This window comes from Frigoribacterium sp. 2-23, from assembly GCF_049601585.1.
Classification (GTDB): domain Bacteria; phylum Actinomycetota; class Actinomycetes; order Actinomycetales; family Microbacteriaceae; genus Frigoribacterium.
Map to the genome: position 1 here is coordinate 2776728 of NZ_CP187126.1, position 26705 is coordinate 2803432.

Annotated in this window: 27 protein-coding genes; 11 read left to right on the forward strand and 16 right to left on the reverse strand. The window is 70.3% G+C overall.

Features of this window, described 5'->3' with window-relative positions:
* Positions 1-8: 8 nt before the first annotated feature.
* Complete coding sequence (pgm, locus tag ACPEEZ_RS13140; protein WP_423919871.1) at positions 9-1628, forward strand: phosphoglucomutase (alpha-D-glucose-1,6-bisphosphate-dependent); 1620 nt, start codon at positions 9-11, stop codon at positions 1626-1628.
* Between the two features lie 265 nt (positions 1629-1893).
* Positions 1894-2580 carry a D-2-hydroxyacid dehydrogenase gene (locus tag ACPEEZ_RS13145; RefSeq protein ID WP_423919873.1) on the forward strand — a complete coding sequence of 229 codons (687 nt, stop codon included), beginning with the start codon at positions 1894-1896 and terminating at the stop codon, positions 2578-2580.
* Positions 2581-2616: 36 nt separating this feature from the next.
* Here the strand turns inward: ACPEEZ_RS13145 and ACPEEZ_RS13150 are convergent, their stop codons facing one another.
* Positions 2617-3459, reverse strand: a complete 843-nt coding sequence (locus ACPEEZ_RS13150; protein ID WP_423919876.1) for a D-alanyl-D-alanine carboxypeptidase family protein — start codon at positions 3457-3459, stop codon at positions 2617-2619.
* Between the two features lie 151 nt (positions 3460-3610).
* On the opposite strand from ACPEEZ_RS13150, the gene ACPEEZ_RS13155 reads away from it, so the two are divergent.
* Positions 3611-5500, forward strand: a complete 1890-nt coding sequence (locus ACPEEZ_RS13155; protein ID WP_423919878.1) for an MDR family MFS transporter — start codon at positions 3611-3613, stop codon at positions 5498-5500.
* Between the two features lie 57 nt (positions 5501-5557).
* Here the strand turns inward: ACPEEZ_RS13155 and ACPEEZ_RS13160 are convergent, their stop codons facing one another.
* Positions 5558-6442, reverse strand: a complete 885-nt coding sequence (locus ACPEEZ_RS13160) for a DNA-methyltransferase (protein WP_423919881.1) — start codon at positions 6440-6442, stop codon at positions 5558-5560.
* Between the two features lie 176 nt (positions 6443-6618).
* Between ACPEEZ_RS13160 and ACPEEZ_RS13165 the strand changes: the two genes are divergently transcribed.
* Positions 6619-6903 (forward strand): GNAT family N-acetyltransferase, encoded by a 285-nt coding sequence (locus ACPEEZ_RS13165; RefSeq protein ID WP_423919884.1) that lies wholly within the window; start codon positions 6619-6621, stop codon positions 6901-6903.
* Positions 6904-6949: 46 nt separating this feature from the next.
* On the opposite strand, the gene ACPEEZ_RS13170 is transcribed toward ACPEEZ_RS13165, so the two are convergent.
* From ACPEEZ_RS13170 to ACPEEZ_RS13185, 4 genes are all read right to left on the reverse strand, one after another.
* A complete protein-coding gene (locus tag ACPEEZ_RS13170) occupies positions 6950-7249 on the reverse strand; it encodes a hypothetical protein (RefSeq protein ID WP_423919887.1) in 300 nt (99 codons plus the stop codon).
* 164 nt (positions 7250-7413) lie between these two features.
* Positions 7414-8463, reverse strand: a complete 1050-nt coding sequence (locus ACPEEZ_RS13175) for a lipoate--protein ligase family protein (RefSeq protein WP_423919889.1) — start codon at positions 8461-8463, stop codon at positions 7414-7416.
* Positions 8464-8473: 10 nt separating this feature from the next.
* Positions 8474-9382, reverse strand: a complete 909-nt coding sequence (locus ACPEEZ_RS13180; RefSeq protein WP_423919892.1) for an alpha/beta fold hydrolase — start codon at positions 9380-9382, stop codon at positions 8474-8476.
* Between the two features lie 50 nt (positions 9383-9432).
* Positions 9433-9948, reverse strand: a complete 516-nt coding sequence (locus ACPEEZ_RS13185) for a MarR family winged helix-turn-helix transcriptional regulator (RefSeq protein ID WP_423919894.1) — start codon at positions 9946-9948, stop codon at positions 9433-9435.
* 55 nt (positions 9949-10003) lie between these two features.
* On the opposite strand from ACPEEZ_RS13185, the gene ACPEEZ_RS13190 reads away from it, so the two are divergent.
* Positions 10004-11260: an FAD-dependent monooxygenase gene (locus tag ACPEEZ_RS13190; protein WP_423919897.1), complete on the forward strand. Its 1257-nt coding sequence runs from the start codon at positions 10004-10006 to the stop codon at positions 11258-11260.
* Between the two features lie 100 nt (positions 11261-11360).
* Here the strand turns inward: ACPEEZ_RS13190 and ACPEEZ_RS13195 are convergent, their stop codons facing one another.
* Positions 11361-11969 carry a MerR family transcriptional regulator gene (locus ACPEEZ_RS13195; protein ID WP_423919899.1) on the reverse strand — a complete coding sequence of 203 codons (609 nt, stop codon included), beginning with the start codon at positions 11967-11969 and terminating at the stop codon, positions 11361-11363.
* 73 nt (positions 11970-12042) lie between these two features.
* On the opposite strand from ACPEEZ_RS13195, the gene ACPEEZ_RS13200 reads away from it, so the two are divergent.
* Entirely contained in the window at positions 12043-12543 is a 501-nt protein-coding gene (locus ACPEEZ_RS13200) for a DUF4188 domain-containing protein (protein WP_423919901.1), read from the forward strand.
* A gap of 149 nt (positions 12544-12692) precedes the next feature.
* On the opposite strand, the gene ACPEEZ_RS13205 is transcribed toward ACPEEZ_RS13200, so the two are convergent.
* From ACPEEZ_RS13205 to ACPEEZ_RS13220, 4 genes are all read right to left on the reverse strand, one after another.
* On the reverse strand, positions 12693-13133 hold the full coding sequence (locus ACPEEZ_RS13205) for a hypothetical protein (protein ID WP_423919904.1): 441 nt from the start codon (positions 13131-13133) through the stop codon (positions 12693-12695).
* A gap of 142 nt (positions 13134-13275) precedes the next feature.
* The gene (locus ACPEEZ_RS13210; RefSeq protein WP_423919907.1) at positions 13276-14874 is read right to left on the reverse strand and encodes a sensor histidine kinase; all 1599 of its coding nucleotides are present in this window, start codon (positions 14872-14874) and stop codon (positions 13276-13278) included.
* On the reverse strand, positions 14867-15544 hold the full coding sequence (locus ACPEEZ_RS13215) for a response regulator transcription factor (RefSeq protein ID WP_423919910.1): 678 nt from the start codon (positions 15542-15544) through the stop codon (positions 14867-14869). Before ACPEEZ_RS13215 ends, ACPEEZ_RS13210 begins: the two co-directional genes overlap by 8 nt.
* A gap of 714 nt (positions 15545-16258) precedes the next feature.
* On the reverse strand, positions 16259-17011 hold the full coding sequence (locus ACPEEZ_RS13220) for an SDR family NAD(P)-dependent oxidoreductase (RefSeq protein ID WP_423919913.1): 753 nt from the start codon (positions 17009-17011) through the stop codon (positions 16259-16261).
* Between the two features lie 143 nt (positions 17012-17154).
* Between ACPEEZ_RS13220 and ACPEEZ_RS13225 the strand changes: the two genes are divergently transcribed.
* The 3 genes from ACPEEZ_RS13225 to ACPEEZ_RS13235 all read left to right on the forward strand — a co-directional run bounded on the left by ACPEEZ_RS13225 (position 17155) and on the right by ACPEEZ_RS13235 (position 19762).
* A complete protein-coding gene (locus tag ACPEEZ_RS13225) occupies positions 17155-17646 on the forward strand; it encodes a MarR family winged helix-turn-helix transcriptional regulator (RefSeq protein ID WP_423919915.1) in 492 nt (163 codons plus the stop codon).
* A complete protein-coding gene (locus ACPEEZ_RS13230; protein ID WP_423919918.1) occupies positions 17643-18929 on the forward strand; it encodes an MFS transporter in 1287 nt (428 codons plus the stop codon). Before ACPEEZ_RS13225 ends, ACPEEZ_RS13230 begins: the two co-directional genes overlap by 4 nt.
* Before the next feature lie 449 nt (positions 18930-19378).
* A complete protein-coding gene (locus tag ACPEEZ_RS13235; protein ID WP_423919920.1) occupies positions 19379-19762 on the forward strand; it encodes a hypothetical protein in 384 nt (127 codons plus the stop codon).
* Positions 19763-20699: 937 nt separating this feature from the next.
* On the opposite strand, the gene ACPEEZ_RS13240 is transcribed toward ACPEEZ_RS13235, so the two are convergent.
* Genes ACPEEZ_RS13240 through ACPEEZ_RS13250 form a run of 3 tightly spaced genes read right to left on the reverse strand, consistent with a single transcriptional unit; the run spans position 20700 to position 24150 of the window.
* The gene (locus ACPEEZ_RS13240; protein WP_423919923.1) at positions 20700-21545 is read right to left on the reverse strand and encodes a transglutaminase family protein; all 846 of its coding nucleotides are present in this window, start codon (positions 21543-21545) and stop codon (positions 20700-20702) included.
* The gene (locus tag ACPEEZ_RS13245; protein ID WP_423919926.1) at positions 21542-22471 is read right to left on the reverse strand and encodes an alpha-E domain-containing protein; all 930 of its coding nucleotides are present in this window, start codon (positions 22469-22471) and stop codon (positions 21542-21544) included. Before ACPEEZ_RS13245 ends, ACPEEZ_RS13240 begins: the two co-directional genes overlap by 4 nt.
* A complete protein-coding gene (locus ACPEEZ_RS13250) occupies positions 22465-24150 on the reverse strand; it encodes a circularly permuted type 2 ATP-grasp protein (protein ID WP_423919929.1) in 1686 nt (561 codons plus the stop codon). Before ACPEEZ_RS13250 ends, ACPEEZ_RS13245 begins: the two co-directional genes overlap by 7 nt.
* 136 nt (positions 24151-24286) lie before the next feature.
* Between ACPEEZ_RS13250 and ACPEEZ_RS13255 the strand changes: the two genes are divergently transcribed.
* Both ACPEEZ_RS13255 and ACPEEZ_RS13260 read left to right on the forward strand, forming a co-directional pair.
* The gene (locus tag ACPEEZ_RS13255; protein ID WP_423919932.1) at positions 24287-24499 is read left to right on the forward strand and encodes a hypothetical protein; all 213 of its coding nucleotides are present in this window, start codon (positions 24287-24289) and stop codon (positions 24497-24499) included.
* A gap of 128 nt (positions 24500-24627) precedes the next feature.
* Positions 24628-24900: a GlsB/YeaQ/YmgE family stress response membrane protein gene (locus ACPEEZ_RS13260; protein ID WP_423919934.1), complete on the forward strand. Its 273-nt coding sequence runs from the start codon at positions 24628-24630 to the stop codon at positions 24898-24900.
* Between the two features lie 130 nt (positions 24901-25030).
* Here ACPEEZ_RS13260 and ACPEEZ_RS13265 read toward each other — a convergent pair whose 3' ends face one another.
* Both ACPEEZ_RS13265 and ACPEEZ_RS13270 read right to left on the reverse strand, forming a co-directional pair.
* The gene (locus tag ACPEEZ_RS13265) at positions 25031-25990 is read right to left on the reverse strand and encodes an SDR family NAD(P)-dependent oxidoreductase (protein WP_423919937.1); all 960 of its coding nucleotides are present in this window, start codon (positions 25988-25990) and stop codon (positions 25031-25033) included.
* Positions 25991-26081: 91 nt separating this feature from the next.
* Positions 26082-26705 (reverse strand): CDP-alcohol phosphatidyltransferase family protein, encoded by a 624-nt coding sequence (locus ACPEEZ_RS13270; RefSeq protein ID WP_423919939.1) that lies wholly within the window; start codon positions 26703-26705, stop codon positions 26082-26084.

Consider the following 26705-nt stretch of genomic DNA (forward strand, 5'->3'; position numbering starts at 1 on the left):
ATAGCCCCATGACCGATCGCGCCGGAACCCCCGCCACCGACTCCGACCTCATCTCCGTCGACGATGTCGTCGCCGCCTACTACGACCTCGTCCCCGACGTCTCGAACCCCGACCAGAAGGTCGTCTTCGGCACGTCCGGGCACCGCGGTTCGTCGCTCGACTCGGCGTTCAACGAGGTGCACATCGCTGCGATCACGCAGGCGATCGTCGATTACCGCACCGGGCAGGGCATCACGGGGCCGCTGTTCATCGGTCGCGACACGCACGTGCTGAGCGGGCCGGCCGAGCGCACCGCCCTCGAGGTCCTGGCCGGCAACGGCGTCCGCGTGCTGGCCGACTCCGAGGGGGGCTTCGTGCCGACCCCGGCCCTCAGCCACGCCATCCTCGTCTACAACAACGACCCCCTGAACGACGACAAGGCCGACGGCATCGTCGTCACGCCGAGTCACAACCCGCCCCGCGACGGCGGGTTCAAATACAACCCGCCGCACGGCGGCCCGGCCGACAGCGATGCCACGAGCTGGATCGCCAACCGTGCCAACGAGATCATCGCGGCCGGCTCGGGCGACGTGAAGCGCGCCGACGGCAGCCCGGGCCGGCACGACTTCCTGCGCGGCTACGTCGGCGACCTGATCAACATCATCGACATCGACGCGATCAAGAAGGCCGGCGTGAAGATCGGCGCCGACCCGCTGGGCGGCGCGAGCGTCGAGTACTGGGGCGCGATCCGCGACGTGTACGACCTCGACCTCACCGTCACGAACCCCGGCACCGACCCGACCTGGCGCTTCATGACGCTCGACTGGGACGGCAAGATCCGCATGGACCCGTCGAGCCCGTCGGCCATGGCGAGCGTCGTCCGCCGCAAGGACGAGTTCGACGTCCTCACCGGCAACGACGCCGACGCCGACCGGCACGGCATCGTGACGCCCGACGGCGGTCTGATGAACCCGAATCACTACCTCGCGGTCGCCATCGACTACCTCTACACGCACCGCCCCGAGTGGCGCGACGACGCCGCGATCGGCAAGACCCTCGTGTCGTCGAGCATCATCGACAAGGTCGCCGAGTCGCACGGTCGACGGCTGTGGGAGGTCCCGGTCGGGTTCAAGTGGTTCGTCCCCGGTCTCGTCGACGGCTCGGTGGCCTTCGGCGGCGAGGAGAGCGCGGGGGCCTCGTTCCTGCGCAAGGACGGCTCGGTCTGGACGACGGACAAGGACGGCATCATCCTCGCGCTGCTCGCCAGCGAGATCATCGCGGTCACGGGCAAGACCCCATCGCAGCTGTACGCGGAGCTCGTCGCGAAATTCGGCGACCCGGTCTATCAGCGCGTCGATGCCGCCGCGACGAAAGAGCAGAAGGCCCGACTGGGCAAGCTGAGCGGCGACGACATCACGGCGACCGAGCTGGCCGGCGACCCCATCACCGCGAAGCTGACCGCCGCACCGGGCAACGACGCCGCGATCGGCGGCCTCAAGGTCGTCACCGACAAGGCCTGGTTCGCGGCGCGCCCGAGCGGCACCGAAGACGTCTACAAGATCTACGCCGAATCGTTCGAGGGCCCCGAGCACCTCGCCCGCGTGCAGGCCGAGGCCAAGGAGATCGTGGACGCGGCCCTGGCGGGCTGAGCCGCCGCCTGCCCGGCGTGACGCGACGCGACGTGACGCGATAACGACAAGGTGCGCCCTGCACGCGCGAGCCCTCGACGACCGGGCTGACCTGCGAGTGTCGACCGCACCTCCTCGGTTGTCGTCCGCCTCTGGTGCAGGGCGCCGTCGACCACGACGGTGGACGCCAGTCGCGGTCGACTGGGCAAGATGTCGGCGCAGGTTCGTTCGAGAGAGGTCAGACGCATCCCTGCTGCCTCATCGACCGACCCGTCACCGCGTCGCCGTGACGACGTCGGCGGGCGTCCACGCCGGAGCCCTCACCGAGTTCGCCCTGCTCGGCCTCCTGATGGGTGCGAAAGACGTCCGGGCGCTCGACGCCGACAGGGCCGAGCGCCGATGGGGCGGCCGCCGCGTCATGAGGCAGCTCGCCGACCAGACCGTGTTGATCGTCGGGCTCGGCGGCATCGGCCTGACCCTCGCCGATCGGCTCCGCGCGTTCGGCACCCGGGTGATCGGCGTCAACCGCTCGGGTCGCGGCGCCGAGCGCGTCGACCGCCTCGTCACGCTCGACGAGCTGCCCGAGGTCGTGGGCCGGGTCGACGCGGTCGTCTGCTGCCTGCCCGACTCGCCCGGCGCCTCCGGAGTCCTCGACTCGGCCTTCTTCGCCGCCGCCTGCGAGGGCGTCACCTTCGTGAACGTCGGCCGAGGCACCGCCGTCGACGAGGAGGCGCTGGTCGCCGCCCTCAGATCGGGTCACGTCGGGTTCGCCGCCCTCGACGTCGTCGCCCGCGAGCCCCTGGCGGCGGACAGCGCGCTCTTCGAGCTCGACAACGTCCTGCTCAGTCCGCACACCGCGGCGCTGACCGACCACGAGGAGGAGCGCGTCGCGCGCGTCTTCGTCGAGAACGCCGACCGGCTGCTGCGCGGCGACGAACTCGTCAACCGCATGGACGTCGTCGCGTTCTACTGAGCGCAAGAGCGAACGGGCAGCGCCCACGCCCGGTGCTCAGTTCGCGTACGTCGGTGCGGCCGGCAGGCCGAAGAACTCCTCGAGCGTCGTGATGTGCTGGTCGTGCATCTCGGTCGCGAGCGGCACCCCGATGTAGCGGAAGTGCCAGGGCTCGTAGGTGAACCCCGTGACCGCCGTCTTGTCGGCGGGGTAGCGCAGCAGCCAGCCGTACCGCCAGGCGTTCGCGGCGAGCCATTTGCCCTGCGGGGTGTCGCCCATGCACGCCTGCAACGCGCAGCTCAGCGGCACGGGGCTGATGTCGACGACGAGCCCCGTCTGGTGCTCGCTGTACCCGGGCCGCGCGCTCTGGATGTCGGCCTGCGCCTGCCCGAGCTGCTTCACCCACCCGTCGTAGACGCTCACCTGCGTGGCGTACGACCGGTAGGCGCTCTGCACCTGCATGGCACCCGCCCCCTCGGCCTCACCGGCGGCGAACAGCTGGAGCAGGGCGGCGGCGGGCTCCTTGCGCAGTACCGGCGGGTTCTGGTGGGCGACGTCGACGGTGACGAGATCGGTCGGCGCGTAGTCGGCAGGCGAGAGCGGTCGCAGCTTGTCGCTGACCACCCACAGGCTCGCGGGGTCGTCGATCGACATCGCGGTCTTGTCGAAGGCGGGAGCGGACGTGGGAGCCTCCTCGGTCGGAGCGGTCTCGGCCGGAGTCGGCTCCGGAGTCGTCGACGGATCGACGGTGGTGGGAGCCGAGGAGGCGGTGGTCGCGTCCGGTGACGGACCGGACGTCGCGCACGCCGACAGCAGCATCGCGGTGAGCGCGAACCCCGCGATGGTGACGAGGCCGTGCCTCCGGCGGGACCTGTGCAGACGCGATCGGGCTGTGGACATCGGGGCCGAGCCTAACAATGCGGCCCAGGATTGCCTCGGAAGGTCGCGCTCGGCACTAGGCAGCGGCCTGCACGTGCAGTAAATTTGCGTGTCACGCACAATTCGGTCACCGTGGCTCGTCTTCACCAACCTTGACGCAAGAGAGATTCGCATGTCCCGGGTTTCCGACACCACCTCCGCCGCTCCCGCCGAGCGCGCCGGCCTCATGACGCACCGGCAGATCCTGTTCGTGATCTTCGGCCTGATGGGCGGCATGTTCTTGTCGTCCCTCGACCAGACGATCGTGGGCACGTCGATGCGCACGATCGCGGACGACCTCGACGGTCTCAGCCTGCAGGCCTGGGTCACCACCGCGTACCTGATCGTCTCGACGATCTCGACGCCGATCTACGGCAAGCTCAGCGACATCTTCGGTCGGCGACCGCTGTTCTTGATCGCCATCTCGATCTTCCTGGTCGGGTCGCTGGCCGCCGGGTTCTCGACGTCGATGTACCAGCTCGCGATCTTCCGAGCCATCCAGGGTCTCGGCGCCGGCGGCCTGATGGCGCTGCCGCTGACGATCATGGGCGACATCCTCGCCCCGCGCGAGCGGGCCAAGTACCAGGGGTACTTCCTGGCCGTGTTCGGCATCTCGAGCGTGATCGGTCCGCTGATCGGCGGCCTGTTCGCCGGTGCCGACCAGATCCTGTTCATCACGGGATGGCGCTGGGTCTTCCTGATCAACCTGCCCATCGGTGTCGTCGCCCTGGCGATCGTCATCCGGTTCTTGCACATCCCCGGTCAGAAGAAGCGCGAGAACGTCCGCATCGACTGGTTCGGTGCCTCCGCCGTCATCGTGGCAGCCGTGCCGCTGCTGCTCATCGCCGAACAGGGCCGCGAGTGGGGCTGGGGGTCGGCCGGTGCGTACGCCTGCTACGTGATCGGAGCCATCGGCATCATCGCGTTCATCCTGATCGAGCGGATGATGGGCGACGACGCGTTGATCCCGCTGAAGCTGTTCCGCAACGCCACGTTCTCGATGGCGACCGTGCTCGGTGTACTGGTCGGCTTCGGCATGTTCGGTGCGCTGCTGACCGTGCCGCTGTACCTGCAGCTCGTCAACGGCGCGACGCCGACCGAGAGCGGATTCTTGATGCTGCCGATGATCCTCGGCCTCATGATCTCGTCGATCGTCGCGGGTCAGCTGATCTCGCGCACCGGCAAGTACAAGATCTTCCCGATCACCGGCACCGCGTTCATGGCCATCGGCTTCTTCTGGTTCAGCCAGGCGTCGTACGACAAGCCGGTCTGGTTCATGATGATCGGCATGCTGCTGACCGGGCTCGGCCTGGGCCAGCTCATGCAGACGCTCACGATCGCGTCGCAGAACTCGGTCGGCCCGCGCGACATCGGCGTGGCCACCAGCGCGTCGACGTTCTTCCGTCAGATCGGCGGAACGCTCGGCACCGCCGTGCTGTTCTCGGTGCTGTTCACGCGCATCCCGACCACCATCGGCGAGGCGTTCAAGGACCCGTCGCTGCAGGAGGGCACGCGCGCCGCGCTCAGCGACCCGACGGTCGTCGCCGACCCGGCGAACGCCCAGATCGTCAAGCTGCTGCAGTCGGCCCAGTCGGGTGACACGAGCCAGGTCGGCAACGCGCTCAACGGCAACACGTCGTTCTTGAACGGCTCCGACTCGCGGCTCGCGGCGCCGTTCCTCGACGGGTTCGCGAACGCGACGGTCACCGTGTTCACCGTCGCGCTGTGCGTGGTTCTCGTCGCGTTCCTGCTGAGCTGGTTCCTCAAGGCGACGCCCCTGCGTCAGAAGTCGGCCATCGACGAGGCGCGGGACGCCGACGACGCCACGGCCGCCGCCGCGCTCAGCGCGCAGCAGGCCGCCGCGCAGACGGGTTCGCTCGTGTCGCCCGACACGGGCAGTGTGCGCACCGTGCCGCCGGCGTCGCCGATCGACGTCGAGGACGGCACCGGCGGCTCGACCGGCGGCTCCGGCGCAGGCGGCCCGGGCGCGGCCGGCTCGGAGCGGCGCGACCCGCTGGCCTGACACCCGGCTGCGAACCTCGTTCTGACCAATGAACCTCGTTCTAACGAGGTTCATTGGTCAGAACGAGGTTTTTTCGTCGGGCGGCACCTCGACGAACCGCGCCTCGGGCAACCGCCCCCGCATGACCTCGACGGCCTCGGGGTTCTGGTCGACGAGCACGAAGCGGCGGCCGAGTGCCTGGGCGACGGCCCCGGTCGTCCCGCTGCCCGCAAAGAAGTCGAGCACCCAGTCGCCTTCGCGGCTGGACGCCTGCACGATGCGCCGCAGCACACCCTCGGGCTTCTGGGTCGGGTAGCCGGTCTTCTCCCGGCCGGTCGGCGAGACGATCGTGTGCCACCAGACATCGGTCGGCAGTTTGCCGCGCGCGACCTTCTCGGGCGTGACGAGCCCCGGCGCCATGTACGGCTCGCGATCGACGGTCTCGGAGTCGAAGTGGTACGAAGCCGGGTCCTTCACGTAGACCAGGATCGTGTCGTGCTTCGTCGGCCAACGATTGCGGCTCTTCGCCCCGTAGTCGTAGGCCCAGATGATCTCGTTCAAGAACGACTCGCGCCCGAACAGCGCGTCGAGCAGCACCTTCGCGTAGTGCGCCTCGCGATAGTCGAGGTGCAGGTACAGCGTGCCGTCGTCCGCCAGCAGACGCCAGGCCTCGGCGAGCCGTGGCTCGAGAAACGACCAGTAGTCGTCGAACCGGTCGTCGTACCGCATCAGGTCTCCGCGGATGCGCTCGTACTGCCGCCCCTTGAAGCCCGTCACCGCCGTGACCGAGTCGGCGGCACTCCGCACCGACGTCGTCGAGCGACGCGTCTGACTGCGACCGGTGTTGAACGGCGGATCGAGATAGACGAGCGTGAACGCACCGTCGGGCAGACCGGTCGTCACGTCGAGGTTGTCGCCGAGGGCGACCACACTCGAGGAGGCGGGGGTCCAGTCGATCGGCACGTCCCCATTCTGTCGTGTCGTCGCCTCGCTCCCCGCCACGCGCCTCCTTCGGTTCCCTTCTCTCAACGATGTGTCACGTCGGGCCGATGTTCGACGAGAACATCGACCGGACGCGACACATCGTTGGTGAAGTCGGTCAGGGGGCGGGGTCGAGACGGCGCGCGTAGGGTGACGCCATGTCCGCCTCCGTCGAGAACCGACCGAACCAGAACCAGTACGCCCTCGTGGACGGCGACGAGACCGTGGGCTTCGCGGCCTACGAGATCGTCGGCCACGAGATCCGTTTCACCCACACCGAGATCGAGCCGAGTCGGCGCTCGAACGGGCTCGGCGCCCAGCTGGTGCGCGGTGCGCTCGACGACGTCCGCGAGAGCTCCGACCTACGGGTCGTCCCGCTCTGTCCGTTCGTGGTCGACTTCATCGACGACAACACGGACTATCGCGAGCTGCTGACGCGCTGAGGTCGGGGACGTCCGCGACGCTCCGCCACGCCTGAGGCTCTCGAGCTCAGCGGTCTCCGCCGACGCTGATGCTGACGCGGCGCTCGCCCTCGGCGATGCGCTGGCGGCCGTCCGCTCCGTCGCCGTCGCCCGGGAGCGGGGCAGGTGCGGGGAGAACCGTCTGACGGTCGAGCTCGATCTGCGCCTCGTGCCGCGTGGGCGCGAAGATCTCGTCGCCGATGCCCATCGCCGAGCTCGACCCACCCCGTCGGCTCTTGTCGGACAGGTCGATCAGTCCGATGCGCTGGGCCAGCCAGAGCGCTCCGATTCCGCCGACGACGATGATCCCCCAGATCCACAACTCCACGCGGCCACCGTAACCCGAGGCTCTCCGAGTTCCCTCAGCCACGCGGATGAACAGCTGGCGAACGCTGGCTGTGTCGGCGCCGGTGTCGCGTCGCGTTCGAGGCGTCCTGTGCGGTTCGAACACGACACGACGCCGCGAACGCGACAGGACGGCCGCGGCCCGCCCTACGGGACCCGGCGCAGCCACTCCGGCGTCGCGAACTTCGACTCGACGAGCGCCTCCGCCTTCTCGAGCTCGTCGGCGCTCACCGTGCCGGGCGTTGCACCGTACAGCGACGTGAACGTCTGCTTCATCTTCTCGATGATCTCGGCGCGCGGCAGGCCGGTCTGACTGCGCAGCGGGTCGACGCGCTTCGCGGCGCTCGTCGTGCCCTTGTCGCTCATCTTCTCGCGGCCGATGCGCAGCACCTGGACCATCTTCTCGCCGTCCATGTCGTACGACATCGTGGCGTGGTGCAGCAGGGCGCCGTTGCCGAGCCGCTTCTGCGCGGCCCCGCCGATCTTGCCCTTGGCGCTCGTGATGTCGTTGAGCGGCTGGTAGAACGCGTCGATGCCTAGCGACTTCAGCGCCGTGATGACCCATTCGTCGAGGTAGGCGTACGAGTCGGCGAAGCTCATGCCCTGCACGAGGTCACCCGGCGCGTAGAGCGAGTACGTGACGATCGACTGCGCGTCCATGAACATCGCGCCACCGCCGCTGACGCGCCGGACCACCTCGAAGCCGAACTTGTCGGCGTTCTCCATGTCGACCTCGTTGCGGAGCGACTGGAAGCTGCCGATCACGACCGCGGGGCTGTTCCACTCCCAGAAGCGCAAGGTCGGACCGCGGCGGCCGGCGCCAACCTCTTCGGTCAGCACCTGGTCGAGGGCGAGGTGCATGTTCGGTGAGACCGGGCCGTCGTGGATGATCTGCCAATCGTAGTCGCGCCAGTCGGTGGCCCGCGACAGCGAGCGACGAATCGCCACGGCGATCGCCTCGGGCGTGAAGCCGAGCAGCTGGGCGTCGGCGGGCAATCCGGCGCGGATCGCCGCGGCGATCGTGGTCGAATCGGCGTCGGCGCTCAAGCCGTTGACGGCGCCGTCGATGGCCTCGAGCGCCGTGTCCGGCTCGAGGAAGAAGTCGCCTGCGAGTCGGAACCCGTCGATGCGACCCTCGCGCACCTCCAGGTCGACGACGACGAGCTTGCCACCCGGAACCTTGTACTCACCGTGCATGCCCGTCAGCCTAGACGTCGCCGCTGACGGCGGGCGTGCCTCCTTCGGGCACCGCGTCGACGTGCGAGTCGAGCCACTCGATCAGGTCGGCGAAGACCTGCTCTCGGTTCGTCTCCTTGAAGACCTCGTGCCGGGCGCCCTGGTACGCGATGAGCTCGACGTCGGTGAGTCCGCTGCGGTTGATGTAGGCCGTCGCGAGCTTCTCGGCGCTCTCCTCTCCGCCGAGCGGGTCGTCCGAGCCGACCAGGATGAGCACGGGGACATCGCGGTCGAGCGACGCCGCCGGCCGGCCGAACAGGCGCACGGCGTCGCGGTAGCCGAACAGCTGGGCGACCTTCGCGTCGACCATGAGCGGATCGGCCGCGGCCTCGGCGGCGACGGACTGGTCACGACTGAGCCACTCGTAGCCCGTCGTGCCGAGGTGCTTGTGCCGGGCGTTCAGGTCGCCGCCGTTCATGCTGCCGGGCATCCGGTAGACGGTGCCGCTCAGCACGACCGCGTCGAACAGGGACGCCTGCCGGTCGACCAGGCGCTGCACCATGAGCGAGCCCCACGAGTGCCCGAGCATCACGAGCGGCAGCGTCGGGTTCTCGTCGCGGGCGATGCCCGTCAACTGGACGACCGCGTCCTCGGCGGCGCGCAGCCCACCGACACCGAGCCTCCCGAGTTTCGTGTGGTCGCCGCCCCACTGACCGAGCCCGGTGGCACCGTGCCCACGGTGGTCGTCGGCGTAGACCGTGTAGCCGGCGTGCACGAGTCGCTGGGCGAGCTCGTCATAGCGCAGGGCGTGCTCGCCGACGCCGTGCGCGATCTGCACGACGCCGCGGGGGCTGCCGGCACGCCAGACGTAGTAGTGCACGGTGACCCCGTGCGCGTCGACGAACTCGAAATCGCCGCGGGCGGCAGAGAAGGTGGGCATGGCCCGATTCTTCCACTGCGACCGGCGCGCGGTCGCCGACCCGCGCCTCCTCAGGGCGTCACGTCGTCGTAGACACCGAGCAGCCGGTCGAGGAAGGACTGCACGACGCGCTGCTCGTCGACGCTCATGTCGGCGATCAACCGTCCGACGCCCTCGATGAGGGGCGCGACCAGCTCTTCCGCTCGGGCCGCCGAGGCCGAGGCGGGCGTGACGACGATCTTGCGCCCGTCCTGCGGGTGTCGGGCCTTGGTGACGTGACCGGCGGCCTCGAGTCGCTGGGTCACCAACGACAGGGCCGCCGTCGAGATGCCCAGCCGTTCGGCGAGCCGGGTCGGTGTCGTCGGCCCGGACGTGAGGAGGTGGTCCATCGCGCGGAGGCCGTGGACGTCGACGGCCAGCTCGCGCGTCAGGTAGCGCTCGAACGACTCCTGCCGGACGGCGATCTGCTGCACCCGTGATCGGAGGTCGTCGTCCGGGAGCGCGCGACCGTCACGGCGGGCGCGCTTCCGGTCGTCTCGGTGCTCCTGCTCGGCCCGGTCGCCCGTCCGTGAATCCACATCTGACACACCGACAGCATAGTCGTGTAGATTGCCAATCTCGTTGATTACTTTGGAGGCCGTCATGGCTCGACCCCGCGCGCTCATCTCGGGCGCCAGCATCGCCGGACCCGCCCTGGCCTTCTGGCTGCACCGCTACGGCTGGGACACCATGATCGTCGAACGGGCCGAGACGTTGCGGACCGGCGGGCAGAACGTCGACGTCCGCGGTGCCGGGCGCGAGGTGGCCCGGCGAATGGGCATCGAGTCCGACATCCGCACGGCCACGACCGGCGAGGTCGGCACCCGGTTCGTCGGTCGCGACGGTCGCACCACGGCCGAGTTCCCGGCCGGCACGTCCGACTCCGGTGGCGCGACGGCAGAACTCGAGATCCTGCGCGGCGACCTGGCCGCGCTGCTCGTCGACCGGACCGCCGACACCACCGAGTACCGCTTCGGCGACCGCATCACCGCCCTGACCGACGACGCCGCGGCCCCGGGCACCGGCACCGGCTCGGGCACGGGCACCGGCACCGGCCAGGTCACGGCCTCGTTCGAGCACGCGCCGGACGAGGCGTTCGACCTCGTCGTGGCCGCGGATGGCCTCCGCTCGACCACCCGCCGTCTCGTCTTCGGCGACGAGCCCGACATCCGTCCCCTCGGCCTCGAGACGTCCTGGGCGACCATCCCGCGCACGGCGTCGGACGACGACTGGTGGCGCTGGTACAGCGCTCCCGGCGGGCGGTCGCTGACGCTGCGGCCCGACCCGCACGGCACGATCCGTGCGGCCCTGTCGGTGGTCACATCGCGCGAGCCGCAGAGCCCTGACGACACCCGCCGCTCGCCCGACGAGCAGCGGGCCCGCCTGCGGCAGGTCTTCGCCGGCGCCGGGTGGGAGGTCGATCGCGTCCTCGACGCCTTCGACCAGGCCGACGACCTGTACTTCGAGTCGATCGCCCAGGTGCGGGCACCGCGATGGAGCTCGGGTCGCGTCGCCCTCGTCGGCGACGCCGCCTACTGCGCGTCTCCCGTCAGCGGCATGGGCACGAGTCTCTCGCTGGCCGGCGCCTACGTCCTCGCCGGCGAGATCGCCGCGCACGTCGATCACCGGGACGCCTTCCGCGGCTACGAACGCATCATGCGCCCCTACGTCGATCGGGCGCAGCAACTCCCGCCGGGCACGCCTCGCCTCGCGAACCCGGTGTCGCGGCCGGGTGTCGCCGCGTTCGGCCTCGCCCTCCGACTCGCGTCGCTACCGGTCGTGAAGGCGGTCGGCGGCCGGCTCTTCACACCGCCCGCCGAAGCGATCGACCTGCCCGATTACGCGCACCTCGAGCAGTGAGGTGCGCGCTACACCCCCAACGCGCAGCTACACCCCGTACACCGGGGGTGTAGCGACGCGAAAGGGGTGTAGCGACGCGAACGACCCAGGAGGCGCGGCGTCAGCCCCCGAAGCGCCGCCAGGAGGCGTCCTGCTGGGCCAGGCGCCGCAGCGCGAGCAGCAGCGGCTCGACGAGCACGGTGCCGAGCACGACGTAGTGCACCGCGGCCTCGACCGAATCGGCCGGGATGCCGTCGATCTCGGCCTGGGCGACCGTCGCCATCGCCTCGGCGTACCCGTCGAGTGCCCCCTCGGGCAGCTCGAACCCGGCAGCCTCGAGCCCGTCGATCGCCGCCTCCAGCGAGGCGAGGGCGTCGACGGCATCCGGGTCGATCTGCCAGCCGAGGCCGTCGACGACCGCGCGGGCGCGACTCAGGTCGATGCCCTCGGGCGCCGCCGGCGTGACGGATGCCTGGGCGACACTGAGCACCTCGCCCACGGAGTCGTGCGGGGCTTCGAGATGCCGGAGCACATCGCGCGCCGCCGCGATGCTGAGTCCGCCCGCCGTGAGGAGGGCCCGGATGAGTCGCAATCGCTGCACGTGCTCCTCGCCGTACCGCGCCTGGGTCGCGTTCGTGCGCTCCCCCTCGGGCACGAGGCCCTCACGCAGGTAGTACTTGATCGTCGCGACCGGGACGCCGGTCGTCTCGGCGAGCTGGGAGATGCGCACGAAGAGCCCCTTGACATTGGATAGTGAAACTCTCCAATAATGGAGAGCAGCACTATCCATCTAAGGAGTCGCCATGTCGCACGTCAACCCGGGTCGCACCACGCACGAGTACGACGGCGAACTCGTCGTCTTCCTGATCGGGATGCGGGTGAACCACTGGTGGCGCCCCGACCTCTGGCTGCCGGTGTTCGCCGCGATGGGCCCGATGCTGACCGAGCTGTTCCGCGACCGCGACAGCGGACTCGCCGGCATGCGCATGACGATCGGTCGCGGCGGTCCCGTCCTCGTCCAGTACTGGACCTCGCTCGAGAAGCTCTACGCCTACGCCAGCGCCCCTCAGCAGCAGCACCGGCCCGCCTGGACGGCGTTCAACCGCCGCGCGCGCAAGGCTCCCGGCGCGGTCGGCATCTGGCACGAGACGTTCGCGGTCGAGCGGGCCGAGAGCATGTACGTCGGCATGCCCGCCTCCGGGCTCGCCCAGGCGACCCGGTCGGTGCCGGTCGGGCCGCACAGCGACACGGCCCGGGCGCGCGCCGCCGCCGGCCGGACACCGGGCGCCGCCGCCTCGGCCTGACCGCGACACCGTCGAAACACCCGTCGCGGGACGAGACACGGCCGGTCCCCGGCCTGCCTCGTCCCGCGAGCGGTGCGACGCGGGCCCGAGACCGTCCGGAGGCGCGGGTCGCCACCCCGAGACCGGCTGCGGGCACGCGTCACCGGGCCTCAGTGCCGGCCGCGGCCGTGGTCGTCGGACGGCTCGCTCGCGTGGTGCGCGCTGTCATCCGTGCCGCCGTCGGCGCGCGTCCGGTCGCCGCCGTGGTCGTCCTCGCCCCGGGGCACGACCGTGGCACCCGGAGCCGGCTCGGCGATCGGCGTCGTGACCGGGCTGGGAACGGGTGCGGGAGTCGAGATCGAGCCCGAGCCGGGCGCCGCGCTCGGCGACGCACTCGGCACCGTGTTCGGCTCCGTGCTCGGCGTGACCGTCGGGCTCGGGGTCGCGCCGTCGTCTCCGGGCTCCGTGATCACCGGGGTCGTCGCGGGGACGGGCGCCGCGCCTCCTCGGTCGTCCGCGCCGTTCGCGGCCAGGGCGACGCCGCCTCCGCCGAGCACGAGGATGGCCGCGATACCGCCGGCGATGAGCAGGTTCTTCTTGGTCGTCAACACGATGTCTCCGTTCGTCGGGCCCGGTCTGGCCGGGCGATGACATCACCCTCGCGAGCGGGCACTGAAGCGAACCTGAAGCGCCCTGAAGAAGCGTTCAGCGACGCACGCCCTCAGCGACGCACACGCTCAGCGCCGCACGTCCTCAGTGACGCGCGCCGAGCCCCTCGCCGGAACCGCGGCCGATCGGCAGCCGCACGACGAACCGCGCGCCTCCGAGCGGAGACGACTCGACCGAGACCGTCCCGTCGTGCACCCGGATGATCTCGCGCACGATCGCGAGCCCGAGCCCGCTGCCGCCGGCGTCCCGGGCCCGGGCCTCGTCGAGCCGGACGAAGCGCTCGAAGACGCGCTCCCGATCGGAATCGGCGACTCCGGCACCGTCGTCGTCGACGGTCAGCACGGCGACCCCGCCGTCGTCGCGCAGACCGATCGCGATGCGGCTCTCGGCGTGGCGGGTCGCGTTCGCCACGAGGTTGTGCACGACCTGACCGAGCAGCCCTGCGTCACCGCTGACCCGCGCCGGCCCGACCGACGCCGCATCGACCACGCGATCGGAGTCGCCCCGCGCCCGCGTCGTCTCCTGGACGACGAGGTCGTCGAGGTCGACATCGTGCCGCGTCGCCCCGAGCGCCCCCTCGTCGGCACGGGCGAGCACGAGCAGGCCCTGCACCAGGTCGGTCAGCCGCGCCTCCTCGCCGAGCACGGTCCCGGCGAGCGCTCGGCCGTCGATGCTCTCGGGGTGCAGCAGCGCGACCTCGGCGTGCTGACGGATCGTCGCGAGCGGTGTCTTCAGTTCGTGCGACGCGTCGCCGACGAAGCGCCGCTGCGCCCGGGCCGAGGCGTCGAGCCGATCGAGCATGCCGTTCAGCGTGCGGGCGAGTCGCGCGATCTCGTCCGAGCCCGGAGGCTCGGGTAGGCGCCTCCCGAGGCTCGCGGCCGTGATGTCGGCGACGTCCCGGCGCATCGACTCGACCGGCCGCAGGGCACGGCCCACCACGAGCCACGTCGTCACCCCCAGGACGACGAGCGCGACGGGCACCGCGATGCCCAGGGTCGTGAGGCTGGCCGAGGAGGCGGCCCGCGCCTCCCCGAGGGAGCGCGCCGCCACGACGGTGTACGGCGTCGTCACGGTGCTGACCTCCACGGACGGCGTCGACGCCGGGGCGGGCGACGCGTCGTCCGAGCCCGACTCCGCGTCGCGGCCCGAACCCGAGCCCGAGCCCGAGCGCCCGGAGTCGTCACCGGACTCACCCGACCCGCCTTCCGAGCCGCCGCCCGCCGAGGCCGTCGTCGACGGCACCGGCTCCGGCACCGCCGGGGTCGACGTCACGGTCGTCTCGACCTCGGCCCCGCTCCGGACGACGACGAAGTCCTCGTCGTCGAGGCGCACCTGCCCGCCCGTCCCCGACGCGGTGGCGGCCAGGCTGCTCGCGGCCCCGCGCAGGTCGACGTCGCCGCCGGTCGCGAGCACCGCACCGGTCTCGTCCACGACGAGCACGAGCGAGCCGTCGGTCTTCCCGGCCACGGCGACGGCTGCGCTCGATCCGCCCTCGAGCGCGGCCACGGCCCGGGCGACATCGGCGGCGGCCGCGGAGCGCGGGGCGTCGTCGAGGACGGCCCGTTGCACGAGCGCGAAGACGAGGGTGAAGACGCCCAGGGTGAGGGCGACCGCGAGCACGGCGGCGACGGTGATCCGCAGGCGCAGGGACGGCGATCGCCGGTGACCGGTGCGCTCAGCCACCCCGCGCCTCCAGGCGGTACCCGGCTCCGCGCATCGTGACGATCGACTCGCGCCCGAAGGGACGGTCGACCTTGTTCCGGAGGTGCCGCACATACACCTCGACGATGTTGGGGTCGCCCTCGAAATCGTCGTTCCAGACGCCGTCGAGCACCTCGCGCTTCGTGACCACGCGGCCCGCGTTGCGCATCAGGAACTCGAGCACGGCGAACTCGCGACTCGTGAGCTCGACCGGCTGGTCGCCCCGATACACCCGGCGCGCGGCGGGGTCGAGCCGCAGGTCTCCCGCCTCGAGCACGACGGGGCGCTCCCGGGCACCGCGCCGCACGAGGGCCCGGAGGCGTGCCAAGAGCACCGCGAACGAGAACGGCTTCGTGAGGTAGTCGTCGGCGCCGGTGTCGAGGGCCTCGACCTGGTCCCAATCGCCGTCCTTCGCCGTGAGCATGATCACCGGCGTCCAGTCGCCTCCCCCGCGCATCGAGCGGCAGACGGCGTAGCCGCTCATGCCGGGCAGCATGATGTCGAGCACGACCACGTCGTAGCTGCCCTCGCGGGTGCGCCAGAGCGCGTCGACCCCGTTCGAGGCGACGTCGACGGCCATACCCTCGGCCTCGAGCCCGACCCGGAGCCCCTCGGCGAGCGCCGCCTGATCGTCGACCACCAGCACGCGCACGACGGCTCCCCTTCTCGGCGGGCACCCTGCCCCGTGGCCCATCTTGGCGGCTCGGCGCTGAAGCGGCGCTGAAGCGCGGCGGCGCTCGCCGGGCGGGGCGTCCGGCGCGCGCCGGGCGGGGCGCGCCGCACGCGAGACACGCGTCGTGGGACTAAACGCTGCGGGGTCCCGCGGCCGCTTCGTCCCGCGACGGGTGCCACCTCTCGAAACGCGGCCCGCTGGCGTCGTGCGCGCCCGAGGAGACCCCGTCGGGTGGAAACGGAGCGGTCCCACGGGCACGAAGAAGAAGAGTCACGCCGAGCTGACACGCGCCCTCCTGACACCTGCGATCTATCGCATCGAGCGCGACGGCGACGACATGGATCGCATCGACGGTTTCGTCGGGCTCAGGACGAGGTAGGTCCTGATCGCGCGAACGTTCGACGGTGGCTACCCCGCGGGGCTGATCGCCGTCCGGACGGCCTCGTCGCCGTCGAGCGCGACCGGGTCGTGGCACGAGGAGCCGCGCGACTGCCGGCTGCGTGAGGTGACGTCGATCAGCATCTCGAGCGATGACCTGACCGCACTCGAGATCGTGGCGAGCGGGGCACGCCCCGCCGAGCGACACCCCCTGCACGGAGCTACACCCCCTACGTCGGGGGTGTAGCTCCGCCTACGGGGTGTAGCGCGGCCGAGGAGGTCACGCGCGGCGCGCAGGCCCCGAGGAGGCGCGGCTCAGTGAGCCGAGTAGCCCCCGTCGACCAGGTGGTAGCTGCCCGAGATGAACGACGCAGCGTCGCTCAGCAGGAACAGCGTCAGCGCGGCGACCTCCTTGTCGGTGCCGAGGCGCTTGCTCGCGTGCTCGCTCTCGAGGCCGGCGAGGGCCTCGGCGGACAGGCTGGAGCGGACGAGCGGGGTGTCGATGAAGCCGGGGCCGACCGCGTTGGTGCGGACGCCCTGTGAGGTGTACTCGAGGGCCGCGACCTTGGTCAGGCCGACCAGGGCGTGCTTGCTCGTGACGTAGGCGGCGTTCTGGGCGAGGCCGACCGAGCCGAGCACGGACGACATGTTGACGACGGCGCCACCGCCGGCCGCGACGATCGCGGGCAGCTGGAACTTCAGGCCGTAGAAGACGCCGTCGAGGTCGACGGCGCGGACGCGATCCCAGGCGGCGATGTCGTAGTCGCCGATGGTCTGCGGCGCGGCACCGATACCGGCGTTGTTGACGGCGAGGTGCAGGGCTCCGTAGGTCTCCTGGGCGAACGCGACGGCCGCCTCCGAGTCCTGCCAGGTCGCGGTGTTCTGCTCGAACGCGGCCGCGGTGCCGCCTGCGGCGACGATCTCGTCGACGACCTTCTGCGCGGCGTCCAGCTTGATGTCCGTGACGACGACGGATGCGCCCTCGTCGGCCAACTCGCGCGCGATCTCCGCACCGATGCCGCTGCCGCCGCCCGTGACGAGCGCTACCTTGTTGTCGAACCTGGCCATCCCGGCCACCTCTTTCTCTCTCGTGTGAGGGCTCGTCTCCGGCCCAATCAGCACTGTACGCCTGCCCGATCAACCCAGACGACAACTGTCGACTATCTCGCAGACTATTTACTTAGCCGAGCTAAATGCTTAGGCTGACAGCGATGTCAGACCCCACCAGCGCCTCCTCGACGACCGCCACCACCGCCTCCGTGGCCACCGCGCCCGTGCGGGCGATCCCCCACGCGCAGCTCGCGACCGACGTGCGCGGCTCGGTCCTGCGACTGGCGCGCCGACTGCGTCAGCAGAAGGCCGACAGCCGCCTGAGCGACGCGCAGATGGCGGCGCTCGGCTACCTCATGCAGAACCAGCCGCTGACGATCGGGGCACTCACCGAGCACGAGGGCGTCACTCCCCCGTCGATGAACCGGACGGTCGGCAAGCTCGTCGACGCCGGGCTCGTCCGGCGCTGCGCCGACGCCGCGGACGGCCGCAAGGTCGTGCTGGAGACGACCGACGCCGGCACCGCGTTCGTGCTCGAGACCCGGAGGCGCCGCGATGAATGGCTGATGCCACGCCTCGCGAGACTCACCGTCGACGAGCGCCGAACCCTCGCCGAGGCGACCGAGATCCTGCGAGAGCTGACGCGCTCGTGAGCGCGATGTTCCGCAGCCTCGGGCTCTTCAACTACCGCCTCTGGTTCGGCGGCGCGCTCGTCTCGAACACCGGCACGTGGATGCAGTCCACGGCACAGGACTGGATCGTCCTCACCCACCTGACCGACCACGACGCCACCGCCGTCGGCATCACGATGGCGCTGCAGTTCGCACCGCCGATCCTGCTCGTGCCGGTCACCGGGCTCATCGCCGACCGCTTCGACCGACGCCGCATGCTCATGCTGACCCAGGGCGTCATGGGCCTGCTCGGCCTCGCCCTCGGCATCCTCGTGTTGACGGACATCGCGACGCTCTGGATGGTCTGGGGCTTCGCCCTGCTGCTCGGCACGGCGAACGCGATCGACGCGCCCATCCGGCAGAGCTTCGTGTCGGAGCTCGTCCCGCCCACCCACCTCTCGAACGCCGTGTCGCTGAACTCGGCGTCGTTCAACGGCGCGCGCCTCATCGGCCCGGCCGTCGCCGGCGTGCTGATCGCCACGGTCGGCAGCGGCTGGGTGTTCATCATCAACGCCGGGTCGTTCCTGGCCGTGCTCACGTCGCTGACGTTCATCCGCACCGCGCAGTTGCAGCTCAAGCCGAAGGTGAGCCGGGCGAAGGGGCAGATCCGCGAGGGGTTCCGGTACGTCAGGGCCCGGCCCGACCTGATGGTCATCTTCGTGATGATCTTCATCATCGGCACGTTCGGTCTGAACTTCCCGATCTTCACGTCCACCATGGCGAGCGTCGAGTTCGGCGTCGACGCGAGCGGATTCGGACTGCTGTCGTCGTGCATCGCCGTCGGCTCGCTCGCGGGAGCCCTGCTCTCGGCCCGGCGGGAACGACCGCGCATGCGCATCCTCGTCCTCGCCTCCCTCTCGTTCGGCGTGACCTGCACCGTCGCGGCGCTCATGCCGACGTACTGGAGCTTCGCCGCCGTACTCGTCACGGTCGGCCTGTCGTCGATCACGCTGATGACGACGGCCAACGGCACGGTGCAGCTCTCGGCGGCACCGGAGATGCGCGGTCGCGTCATGGCGCTCTACATGGCGATCTTCACCGGTGGCACGCCGCTCGGCGCCCCGATCGTCGGCTGGGTCGCGAACACGTTCGGCCCGCGGTACGCCATCGGGGTCGCCGCTGCCGCCGGCTTCGCGGCCGCCTCGATCGCCATCGCCTGGCTGATCCGCAGCCAGCACCTGCGCGTCGCCCGGGTCGCCGAGTCGCGGTTCCGCTTCTCGGTCAGTCACGACGGCGACGGCGTGGCACCCCTCGCAACGAAGTGACCCGTCCGGTCGATGTTCGCGCCGAACATGCACCCAACGGGACACATCGATGGGAAGGGCTCTGCCCCCTCCGATCGAAGTGACCCGTCCTGTCGATGTTCGCGCCGAACATGCACCCAACGCGACACATCGATGGGAAGGGCTCTGCCCCCTCCAAACGAAGTGACCCGTCCGGTCGATGTTCGCGCCGAACATGCACCCAACGCGACACATCGATGGGAAGGGCTCTGCCCCCTCCGATCGAAGTGACTTATCTTGTCGATGTTCGCGCCGAACATGCACCCAACGGGTCACTTCGTTTCGGGGACGGGACGGACGACTCACTCGTCACAGGAGACGCAGGGGTCACAGGGGCGAGACAGGGCGGCGGCTCCGGGGTTAGCATCCCGGTATGGCGAGCCCTTCGGGGCCGGACCGACCCCACGGACTCGTCGGCGAAAGGCACCGCCATGAGCAGAGCAGTCGTCGGTGGATACACCGCACTCGGGACCTCGATCGCCGGAGGCACGGTGATGGTCGTCGCCACGGCCCGCCTAGCCGAGACGGGTGCCCTCCCCTTTCGAGGCCGACCGGTCGAGTCGTTCGACTTCACCGCGGCCGTCTCCTGGCTGCTCGGCCTCGCGCTCGTCGTCGGCGGCGTCGTCGTCGCGCTGGCGACCGTGGTCGACGCCGTCGCCGGCCGACAGGAGCAGCCCGAGAATCCGCAACAGACCCCGGCGCCCCTGCTCGCATCTCGGCGGCGGTTCCTCCCCGATGCGACGCCGGAGCCCGTCCGCGAGCCCTCTCCCCTCGCTTCCGACTCCCAGGCAGTCGCCCTGTCGTCGCCCTCCTAGGGACCTGTACCACCGACGAGGTGTCGCTTCGGGTCGTGGTCGGCCACGATTATCGCCCAACGGGTCATATCAATCGGAGCCGATAGGCACCGATCGCATCTGAAAAGCGGGGGTAGCCGATCGGGATCTCGCATCGTCCCTCGAGGGCCGATGACGTGGCTGGTCACGCCCGATTGGGGCATGCCGATTGGCCTCAACACAACGGCATGCCCCAAGCTCCTGAGTCAGCGACGACGGGACGTTCGCGAAGCTCGTCGATGCCTGAGCACCATGCCGAGGACCGCGAGGGAGGGAAAAAGCACGGTCGTCAAGATGAGAGCAATGAGAACGTCGATACTCATGACCGAACTCAGACGCAGACCGTACGCGATTTGTAGTGGTTGTCGACCCACCAGAGTAGGAACGTTCCCGTCACGCCCTTCGCGACGCCAATGGCCCCGAGAACCGCACCCGCCGGGATGCCGACGACACTCACGTTGAGAAAGAGCGACAACGTCGTGGCCGCCCCACCTTTCACGATGACATACCAGGCATATGCCTGGAGAGCGGCCTTGGGAATGAAGACGCAGAGGCGTTTCGTCGTGAAGCCTGACTGCTGGGGCGGCGTTTCTCGTGCGGTCGCGACAGAGACCTAGCCGCGGATGCCGGAGTGGCTACCCCCACCCCCACGAGTAGCAAACCCAGGAGGATCGACAGAACTGACTTGCCCTTCACAGTGCTTTTCATGGATTACCCCACTTTCGGCGAAGCCACGAGCTGCCCCTGCTGAACGGCCGTGGCCGTCAGTCTCCTTAGACTGCCTCTCAATTAATACGCGAAGTACTACGTATTAAACAAGGGTAGAGCGGATCTAATTGCACCGTGAGCGAGCCCCCGGACCGAGGGCTAACGCACCGTGGCCCTGTCGTCCCCCTCATGAGCAGGGGGTGCCCGCTCGTCACGCCTCGCGCGTGATCTCCACGGTCACGAACAGCTTCGAGTTCGACGACCCGGCGTACACCCCGCGCAGCGGCGGCACGTCGCGATAGTCGCGCCCCTGCCCGACGATCACGTGCCGCTCGCCGATCGGGATGAGGTTCGTCGGGTCGTACCCGTGCCAGGTGCCGCAGAAGAACTCGACCCAGGCGTGCGACTCGCCCGTGACGGTCTCGCGCAGCTCGGCGGACGGCTTGGGGTGCAGGTAGCCGCTGACGTAGCGCGCCGGGATACCCATCGAGCGCAGGGCCCCGATCGTGATGTGCGCGATGTCCTGGCACACGCCGGCGCGCTTCTGCCACGACTCCGCAGCCGTGGTCTTCACGTTCGTGACGCCCGGCAGGTACGCGACCGCGCCTCCCACGTTCTCGCAGATCGCGAGTGCGGCCGCGCACGGCGTCGTCGCGCCGGCCGCGGCCTCGCGCGCCGCGTCGACCAGGTCCTCCGGAGGCGCGGTGAGCGGGGTCTGCTCCAGGTGCTCCACGAACTCGGCCGACCGCCCCGCGACGGCGCCGAGTTCGCTCCAGTCGAGGTGCTCGGCCGGGTGCTGCTGCGGCCGCACCTCGACGAGCGACGTCGCCGTCAGCGAGAGCTGCCGATGCGGCAGGAGCACCTCGAACGACGACACCCGGGTGCCCCAGTAGTCGACGTACTCGTGCGACGCGGCGACGGGCTCGATGCGCAGGTGCGACGACAGCACGAACTGCGCCTCGACGTGGGCCGGAAGCATGCGCGCCTCGTTGTAGCTCGCGACGGCCTCGCCCGCGTACGAGAACCCGGTCACGTGCCGGATGCGCAGGCGGCTCACGACCGCTCCCCCACCCACGTCGGCGCCGCGCTCGTCGGGAAGTACCGCTGCCGGATCGCCTCCGACGCGGCCGACGTCGCCGACTGCACCGAGTCCATGTGGGCCGGCAGGTCGTCGAGGATCTCGGCGATCGGGCGGTACTCGAGCTCGCTGCGGATCTGCCCGAGGATGCGCACGCCCGCGTCCGGCGACGCCACCCGCTGCGAGCCGGGCTCGACCTCGCGCAGGCACGACTCCGCCCGACTGATCGCGAACAGCACCGACCGGGGGAACAGCCGGTCGAGCAGGAGGAACTCCGCCGCGTTGCGCGCGCTCGGCACGCCGCGGTAGGTGCGCAGGTACGCCTCGTAGGCCCCGCACGACCGCAGGATCGTCGTCCAGGACGGCCCCGACGCCTCCGTCAGCGTGCGCGTCGCGAGCAGTCGCGCCGTCATGTCGGCCCGCTCGATCGATCGGCCGAGCGTGAAGAACTGCCAGACCTCGTCGCGGCTCGTGGCGCTCTCGATGATGCCGACCGCCAGCGCGCTGCGCTCGCGCACCCAGCCGAAGAACTCGTGCACCTTGTCGCCGGCGACCTTGCGTGGCATCCGGGCGCGGGTGGTGTTGAGGCACTCCCACAGCTCGGTCGAGACGATCTCGCGCGCGCGTCGGGCGTTCTCGCGAGCGGCCCCGAGCGAGTACGCGATCGACGCCGGGTTGTGCCGGTCGACGGCGAGCATCGACAGCACGTCGGCCCGCACGAGCGGCGTGTCCGCCGGGGCGTCACCGCCCATCACGGCGAGCAGGCTGCGGCAGGCCGTGTCCTCGTCGATCCACGGGTCCTCGAGGAGCAGCTGGAGGTGCACGTCGAGGATGCGCGCGGTACCGTCCGACCTCTCGATGTAGCGCCCGATCCAGAACAGGCTCTCGGCGATCCGACTCAGCATCCGTGGGCTCCCTGCTCGTCGTGCATCTGCTGCTGCTGCGCCTGCTGGTCGTTGCGCGGGTCGTCCTGCGGCGCGTGATCGGGGGTGTGATCGGTCGACGCGAGCGGCGCGACGATCGGGATCGATGCGGTCGGCGTCGTCTGCTCGCTGACGAGCATGCTCACGTCGTGACCCGCCCATGCGTTGACGTCGCCGCCCACGACCCACGTGTCCTTCGACCCGCCGCCCTGGCTGCTGTTGACGACGAGCTGGCCTTCGGGCAGGGCGACGCGGGTCAGGCCGCCGGGCAGCACCCAGACGTCGTCGCCGTCGTGTACGGCGAACGGCCGTAGATCGGCGTGCCGCGGGCGGAGGCCGTCGGCGACCAGCGTCGGGATCGTCGACAGTTGCACGACGGGCTGCGCGATCCAGCCCCGCGGGTCGGCGATCAGCCGGGTGCGTAGGTCGTCGAGCTCGCTGCGGCTCGCGGCCGGCCCGACGACGAGCCCCTTGCCACCGGAACCGTCGACCGGTTTCACGACGAGTTCGTCGAGCCGATCGAGGACCTCCTCGAGGGCGTCCGGGTCTTCGAGACGCCAGGTCCGCACGTTCGGCAGCAGCGCCTCCTCGCCCAGGTAGTACCGAATCAGCTCGGGCAGGTACGTGTAGACGAGCTTGTCGTCGGCGACGCCGTTGCCGACCGCGTTCGCGATGGTGACCGTGCCGAGCCGGGCGGCCATCAGCAGGCCCGGCGAGCCGAGCACCGAGTCGGCTCGGAACTGCAGCGGGTCGAGGAACTCGTCGTCCACCCGGCGGTAGATCACGTCGACCCGCTCGGGGCCGCCGGTCGTCCGCATGAAGACCCGACCGCCGGAGCAGTACAGGTCGCGCCCCTCGACCAGCTCGACGCCCATCAGGCGTGCCAGCAGCGTGTGCTCGTAGTACGCGCTGTTGAAGACGCCCGGGGTGAGCACGACGACCGTCGGCTCGTCGACCCCCGAGGGCGCGCTCTTCTTGAGGGCCGCGAGGAGGCGGTTGGGATAATCACCCACGGGCCGCACCCGCATCGACACGAACAGCTCGGGCAGCGTCTGTGCCATGACCCGCCGGTTCGAGATCACGTAGCTGACCCCGCTCGGCACCCGCACGTTGTCCTCGAGCACCCGCCAGGCGCCCGCCTCGTCTCGGACGAGGTCGATGCCGGAGACCTGGATGCGGACGCCGTTGGCCGGGTCGATGCCGGAGGCCTGCCGGTGGAAGTGACTCGACGACGTGATGAGACTCGCCGGGATGACCCCGTCGGCGACCGCGCGCTGCGGCCCGTAGACGTCCGCGAGGAAGGCCTCGAGCGCCTTGACCCGCTGGCCGACGCCGCGTTCGACCTGCCGCCATTCGTCCTGCTCGACGACCCGCGGCACGGCGTCGAGCGGGAACGGCCGCTCCTCGCCGGCGAAGTCGAACGTGACGCCCTGCGCGAGGTACGAGTCGGCGAGGGCCGCCGTCCGACCGCGGAGGTCGTCCTGCGTCATGCCCTCGAGCGTCGCGTGGATCTCGCGGTAGGCCCGGCGGGCGACCCGCGGCGACTCGAACATCTCGTCCCACGCGGCCGGTCCCCGACGGCGCGACGCCGGAGCCGACGCGGCCGGCCCGGCGTCGACGTGACCGGCGGTGCCCGCGTATCCATCGAAGAGGTCGCCCATGCGACGACGGTAGAGGGCAGGTGTTGCGGGGGTGTTTCGGGGGCGTGACCGGCACGGTCGGTACGACTTCGTAACGCGATCGGCCTCGGGCGACTACCGTTCCAGATCGGAACAAGACGTCCCACCGGGAGGACATATGCGCTTCAAGTACATCGTCATCGCGATCATCGCTTTCCTCGCCTACACGCTCGGCGCCAAAGCCGGCCACGGTCGATACAAAGAGATCTCGAACTTCTTCAACTCGTTCTGGAACGACCCGAAGGTGAAGAAGGCGCGTGCGAACGCCAAGAAGGACGTGACCAAGGCCCGCAAGGCCGCGGTCAAGAAGGCACGCAAGTACTCCAAGTAGCACCGCAGATTTCCGTCGAGGGCCTGGTCTGGTCGATCCGATCCGTCTGGGCCCTCTTCCCTGCCCGCATGGCTCCATGCGGGTCCGCATCACCCGCGCCACGAGCGCATCAACGTAAGGACACTCTCATGAGCTTTCTCGGCTTCCTCCTCCTCGGCCTCATCGCCGGCGCCATCGCCAAGCTGATCCTGCCCGGCAAGCAGGGCGGCGGCTGGATCGCCACCCTCGTGCTCGGTGTCATCGGCGCCCTCATCGGCGGCTGGATCGCTGGCGCCGCGTTCGGCATCGGCTACGAGGACTTCTTCTCGATCCAGAGCTGGCTGATCGCCATCATCGGCGCGATCATCGTGCTCGTCATCTGGGGCTTCATCACGAAGCGCACCTCGGGTCGCCGCGCGTAAGCAGCAGCCGTCCCGCACCCCGTTGCGGAAGACGAACCCGGTTCGACCGGGGTTCATCTTCCGCAACGGGGTTTTTCGTCGTGCGGGCAGCGGCGGCTGCGGCAGCGGCGACGGTTGCTGCGGCGGCGGCTCAGGCGCCGACGAGCTGCTCGCTCAACGTCCAGAGGCGGTCCGCCGCCTCGGGGTCGAGTGCGTACGACTTCACGCCGGCGGCCTCCATGCCCTCGGTCCAGGCGATGGCTTCGTTGGCGTCCTCGAAGTAACGACCGGTCACGCCCTCGACGAGCGGCGACGCGGCGAGCAGCACCGACGTCGCGGCTCCCTGCTCGACGTTCTTGAACCGGGGGTTCGGGCGGCCCTCGGCGTCGATCCAGCCCCGCTTGAGCGGTTCGTCGGCCGGCAGGTGGCGCTGCAGCGCGGTCATGATGCCGCCGGGGTGCACGGCGTTGGCCACGATCCCGTCCGAGCCCCAGCGGCTCTCGACACCGACGGCGAACAGCACGTTGGCCGTCTTCGACTGGCCGTAGGCCGACCAGGGGTCGTACTCGCGACGCTCGAACATGATGTCGTCGAAGACGACGGGCGAGGTGTGGTGACCCGTCGACGACAGGGAGACGATCCGGGACGGGACCCCCGCCTCCTCGGCTCCTCGGGCGAGCGCCGTCCGCAGCTCGCGCGCCAGCACGAAGTGCCCCAGGTGGTTGTTGGCGAATTGGAGCTCCCAGCCCTCGGGGGTTCGCGTGAGCGGCGTCGCCATCACGCCGGCGTTGTCGACCAGCATGTGCAGCGGGCCCTCGACGCCGGCCGCGAACGCACGGAGGGTGTCGTGCTTCGTGAGGTCCAGGTAGGAGGCGCGAACGGCTTCGTTGCCGGTGGTCGCGATGATGTCGGCGGCGACCTCATCGCCCGCCTCCGTATCGCGGACCGCGAGGGTGACATCGGCGCCGGCGAGCGCGAGGGCGCGGGCCGTCTCGACACCGAGGCCGGAGGCGCCTCCGGTGACGATGGCGCGCCGTCCGTCGAGCGAGACGCCGTCGACGATCTCGGCGGCCGTGGTGTGTGCCCCGAAGGGCGTGGTGATTCGTGTCATTCGTAGGACGGTAGGCCCCTCGGCTGGGGCGCGCCTCCGCCGGGCGGGGTCAGGCGAGCGGGGTCAGGCGAGCGGGGTCAGGCGAGCGGGGTCAGGCGAGCGGGGCGCGCTCGGCACGCCACGCGCGGACGAGGGCGAGCGCATAGACGGCGCCCGCGACGTAGTGCCCGATCAACCCGACCCAGAGCACGACGTGCCCGATGTTCTCGAGGCCCTCGCCGAAGCCGAACCCGAGAGCGTTGTGATCGAACGAGAACTGGGCGACCAGCGCCGCCCCCACGAGGATGAGCAGCAGCCCGATGAAGATGAACGCGGTGCGGAACTTGCCGACCCAGGTGACGTGGAACGGCGCCCCGCCGAAGGCGATCAGCGCGATGGTGCTCAGCACGACGTCGGGGACGAGCAACAGGACCAGCACCGGCCACGGCACGAGGTGTCCGAGCACGAACGCCACCACGACGACGATCACGGTGACGCGGTCGGCAACGGGATCGAGCCAGGCGCCGAGTGCCGACGTCGTGTTCGTGCGGCGCGCGATGTAGCCGTCCAGGAAATCGGTGAAGAAGACGACGGCGATGACGACCATCGACGACCAGTAGTGCTGCTGGACGATGAGCACGACGAACACCGGCAACAGGACGAACCGCAACGCGGTGATGGCGTTCGGGATCGTCTTCCAGTTGTCTTGTCTGAAGAGCCGGTGGAAGAGCGTCAC

Excerpts from the sequence above, each read along its gene's own strand:
- pgm (WP_423919871.1), top strand. The coding sequence starts at position 9 with ATGACCGATCGCGCCGGAACCCCCGCCACCGACTCCGACCTCATCTCC.
- ACPEEZ_RS13150 (WP_423919876.1), bottom strand. The coding sequence starts at position 3,459 with ATGTCCACAGCCCGATCGCGTCTGCACAGGTCCCGCCGGAGGCACGGC.
- ACPEEZ_RS13155 (WP_423919878.1), top strand. The coding sequence starts at position 3,611 with ATGTCCCGGGTTTCCGACACCACCTCCGCCGCTCCCGCCGAGCGCGCC.
- ACPEEZ_RS13165 (WP_423919884.1), top strand. The coding sequence starts at position 6,619 with ATGTCCGCCTCCGTCGAGAACCGACCGAACCAGAACCAGTACGCCCTC.
- ACPEEZ_RS13175 (WP_423919889.1), bottom strand. The coding sequence starts at position 8,463 with ATGCACGGTGAGTACAAGGTTCCGGGTGGCAAGCTCGTCGTCGTCGAC.
- ACPEEZ_RS13180 (WP_423919892.1), bottom strand. The coding sequence starts at position 9,382 with ATGCCCACCTTCTCTGCCGCCCGCGGCGATTTCGAGTTCGTCGACGCG.
- ACPEEZ_RS13190 (WP_423919897.1), top strand. The coding sequence starts at position 10,004 with ATGGCTCGACCCCGCGCGCTCATCTCGGGCGCCAGCATCGCCGGACCC.
- ACPEEZ_RS13200 (WP_423919901.1), top strand. The coding sequence starts at position 12,043 with ATGTCGCACGTCAACCCGGGTCGCACCACGCACGAGTACGACGGCGAA.
- ACPEEZ_RS13220 (WP_423919913.1), bottom strand. The coding sequence starts at position 17,011 with ATGGCCAGGTTCGACAACAAGGTAGCGCTCGTCACGGGCGGCGGCAGC.
- ACPEEZ_RS13225 (WP_423919915.1), top strand. The coding sequence starts at position 17,155 with ATGTCAGACCCCACCAGCGCCTCCTCGACGACCGCCACCACCGCCTCC.
- ACPEEZ_RS13235 (WP_423919920.1), top strand. The coding sequence starts at position 19,379 with ATGAGCAGAGCAGTCGTCGGTGGATACACCGCACTCGGGACCTCGATC.
- ACPEEZ_RS13245 (WP_423919926.1), bottom strand. The coding sequence starts at position 22,471 with ATGCTGAGTCGGATCGCCGAGAGCCTGTTCTGGATCGGGCGCTACATC.
- ACPEEZ_RS13250 (WP_423919929.1), bottom strand. The coding sequence starts at position 24,150 with ATGGGCGACCTCTTCGATGGATACGCGGGCACCGCCGGTCACGTCGAC.
- ACPEEZ_RS13255 (WP_423919932.1), top strand. The coding sequence starts at position 24,287 with ATGCGCTTCAAGTACATCGTCATCGCGATCATCGCTTTCCTCGCCTAC.
- ACPEEZ_RS13260 (WP_423919934.1), top strand. The coding sequence starts at position 24,628 with ATGAGCTTTCTCGGCTTCCTCCTCCTCGGCCTCATCGCCGGCGCCATC.
- ACPEEZ_RS13265 (WP_423919937.1), bottom strand. The coding sequence starts at position 25,990 with ATGACACGAATCACCACGCCCTTCGGGGCACACACCACGGCCGCCGAG.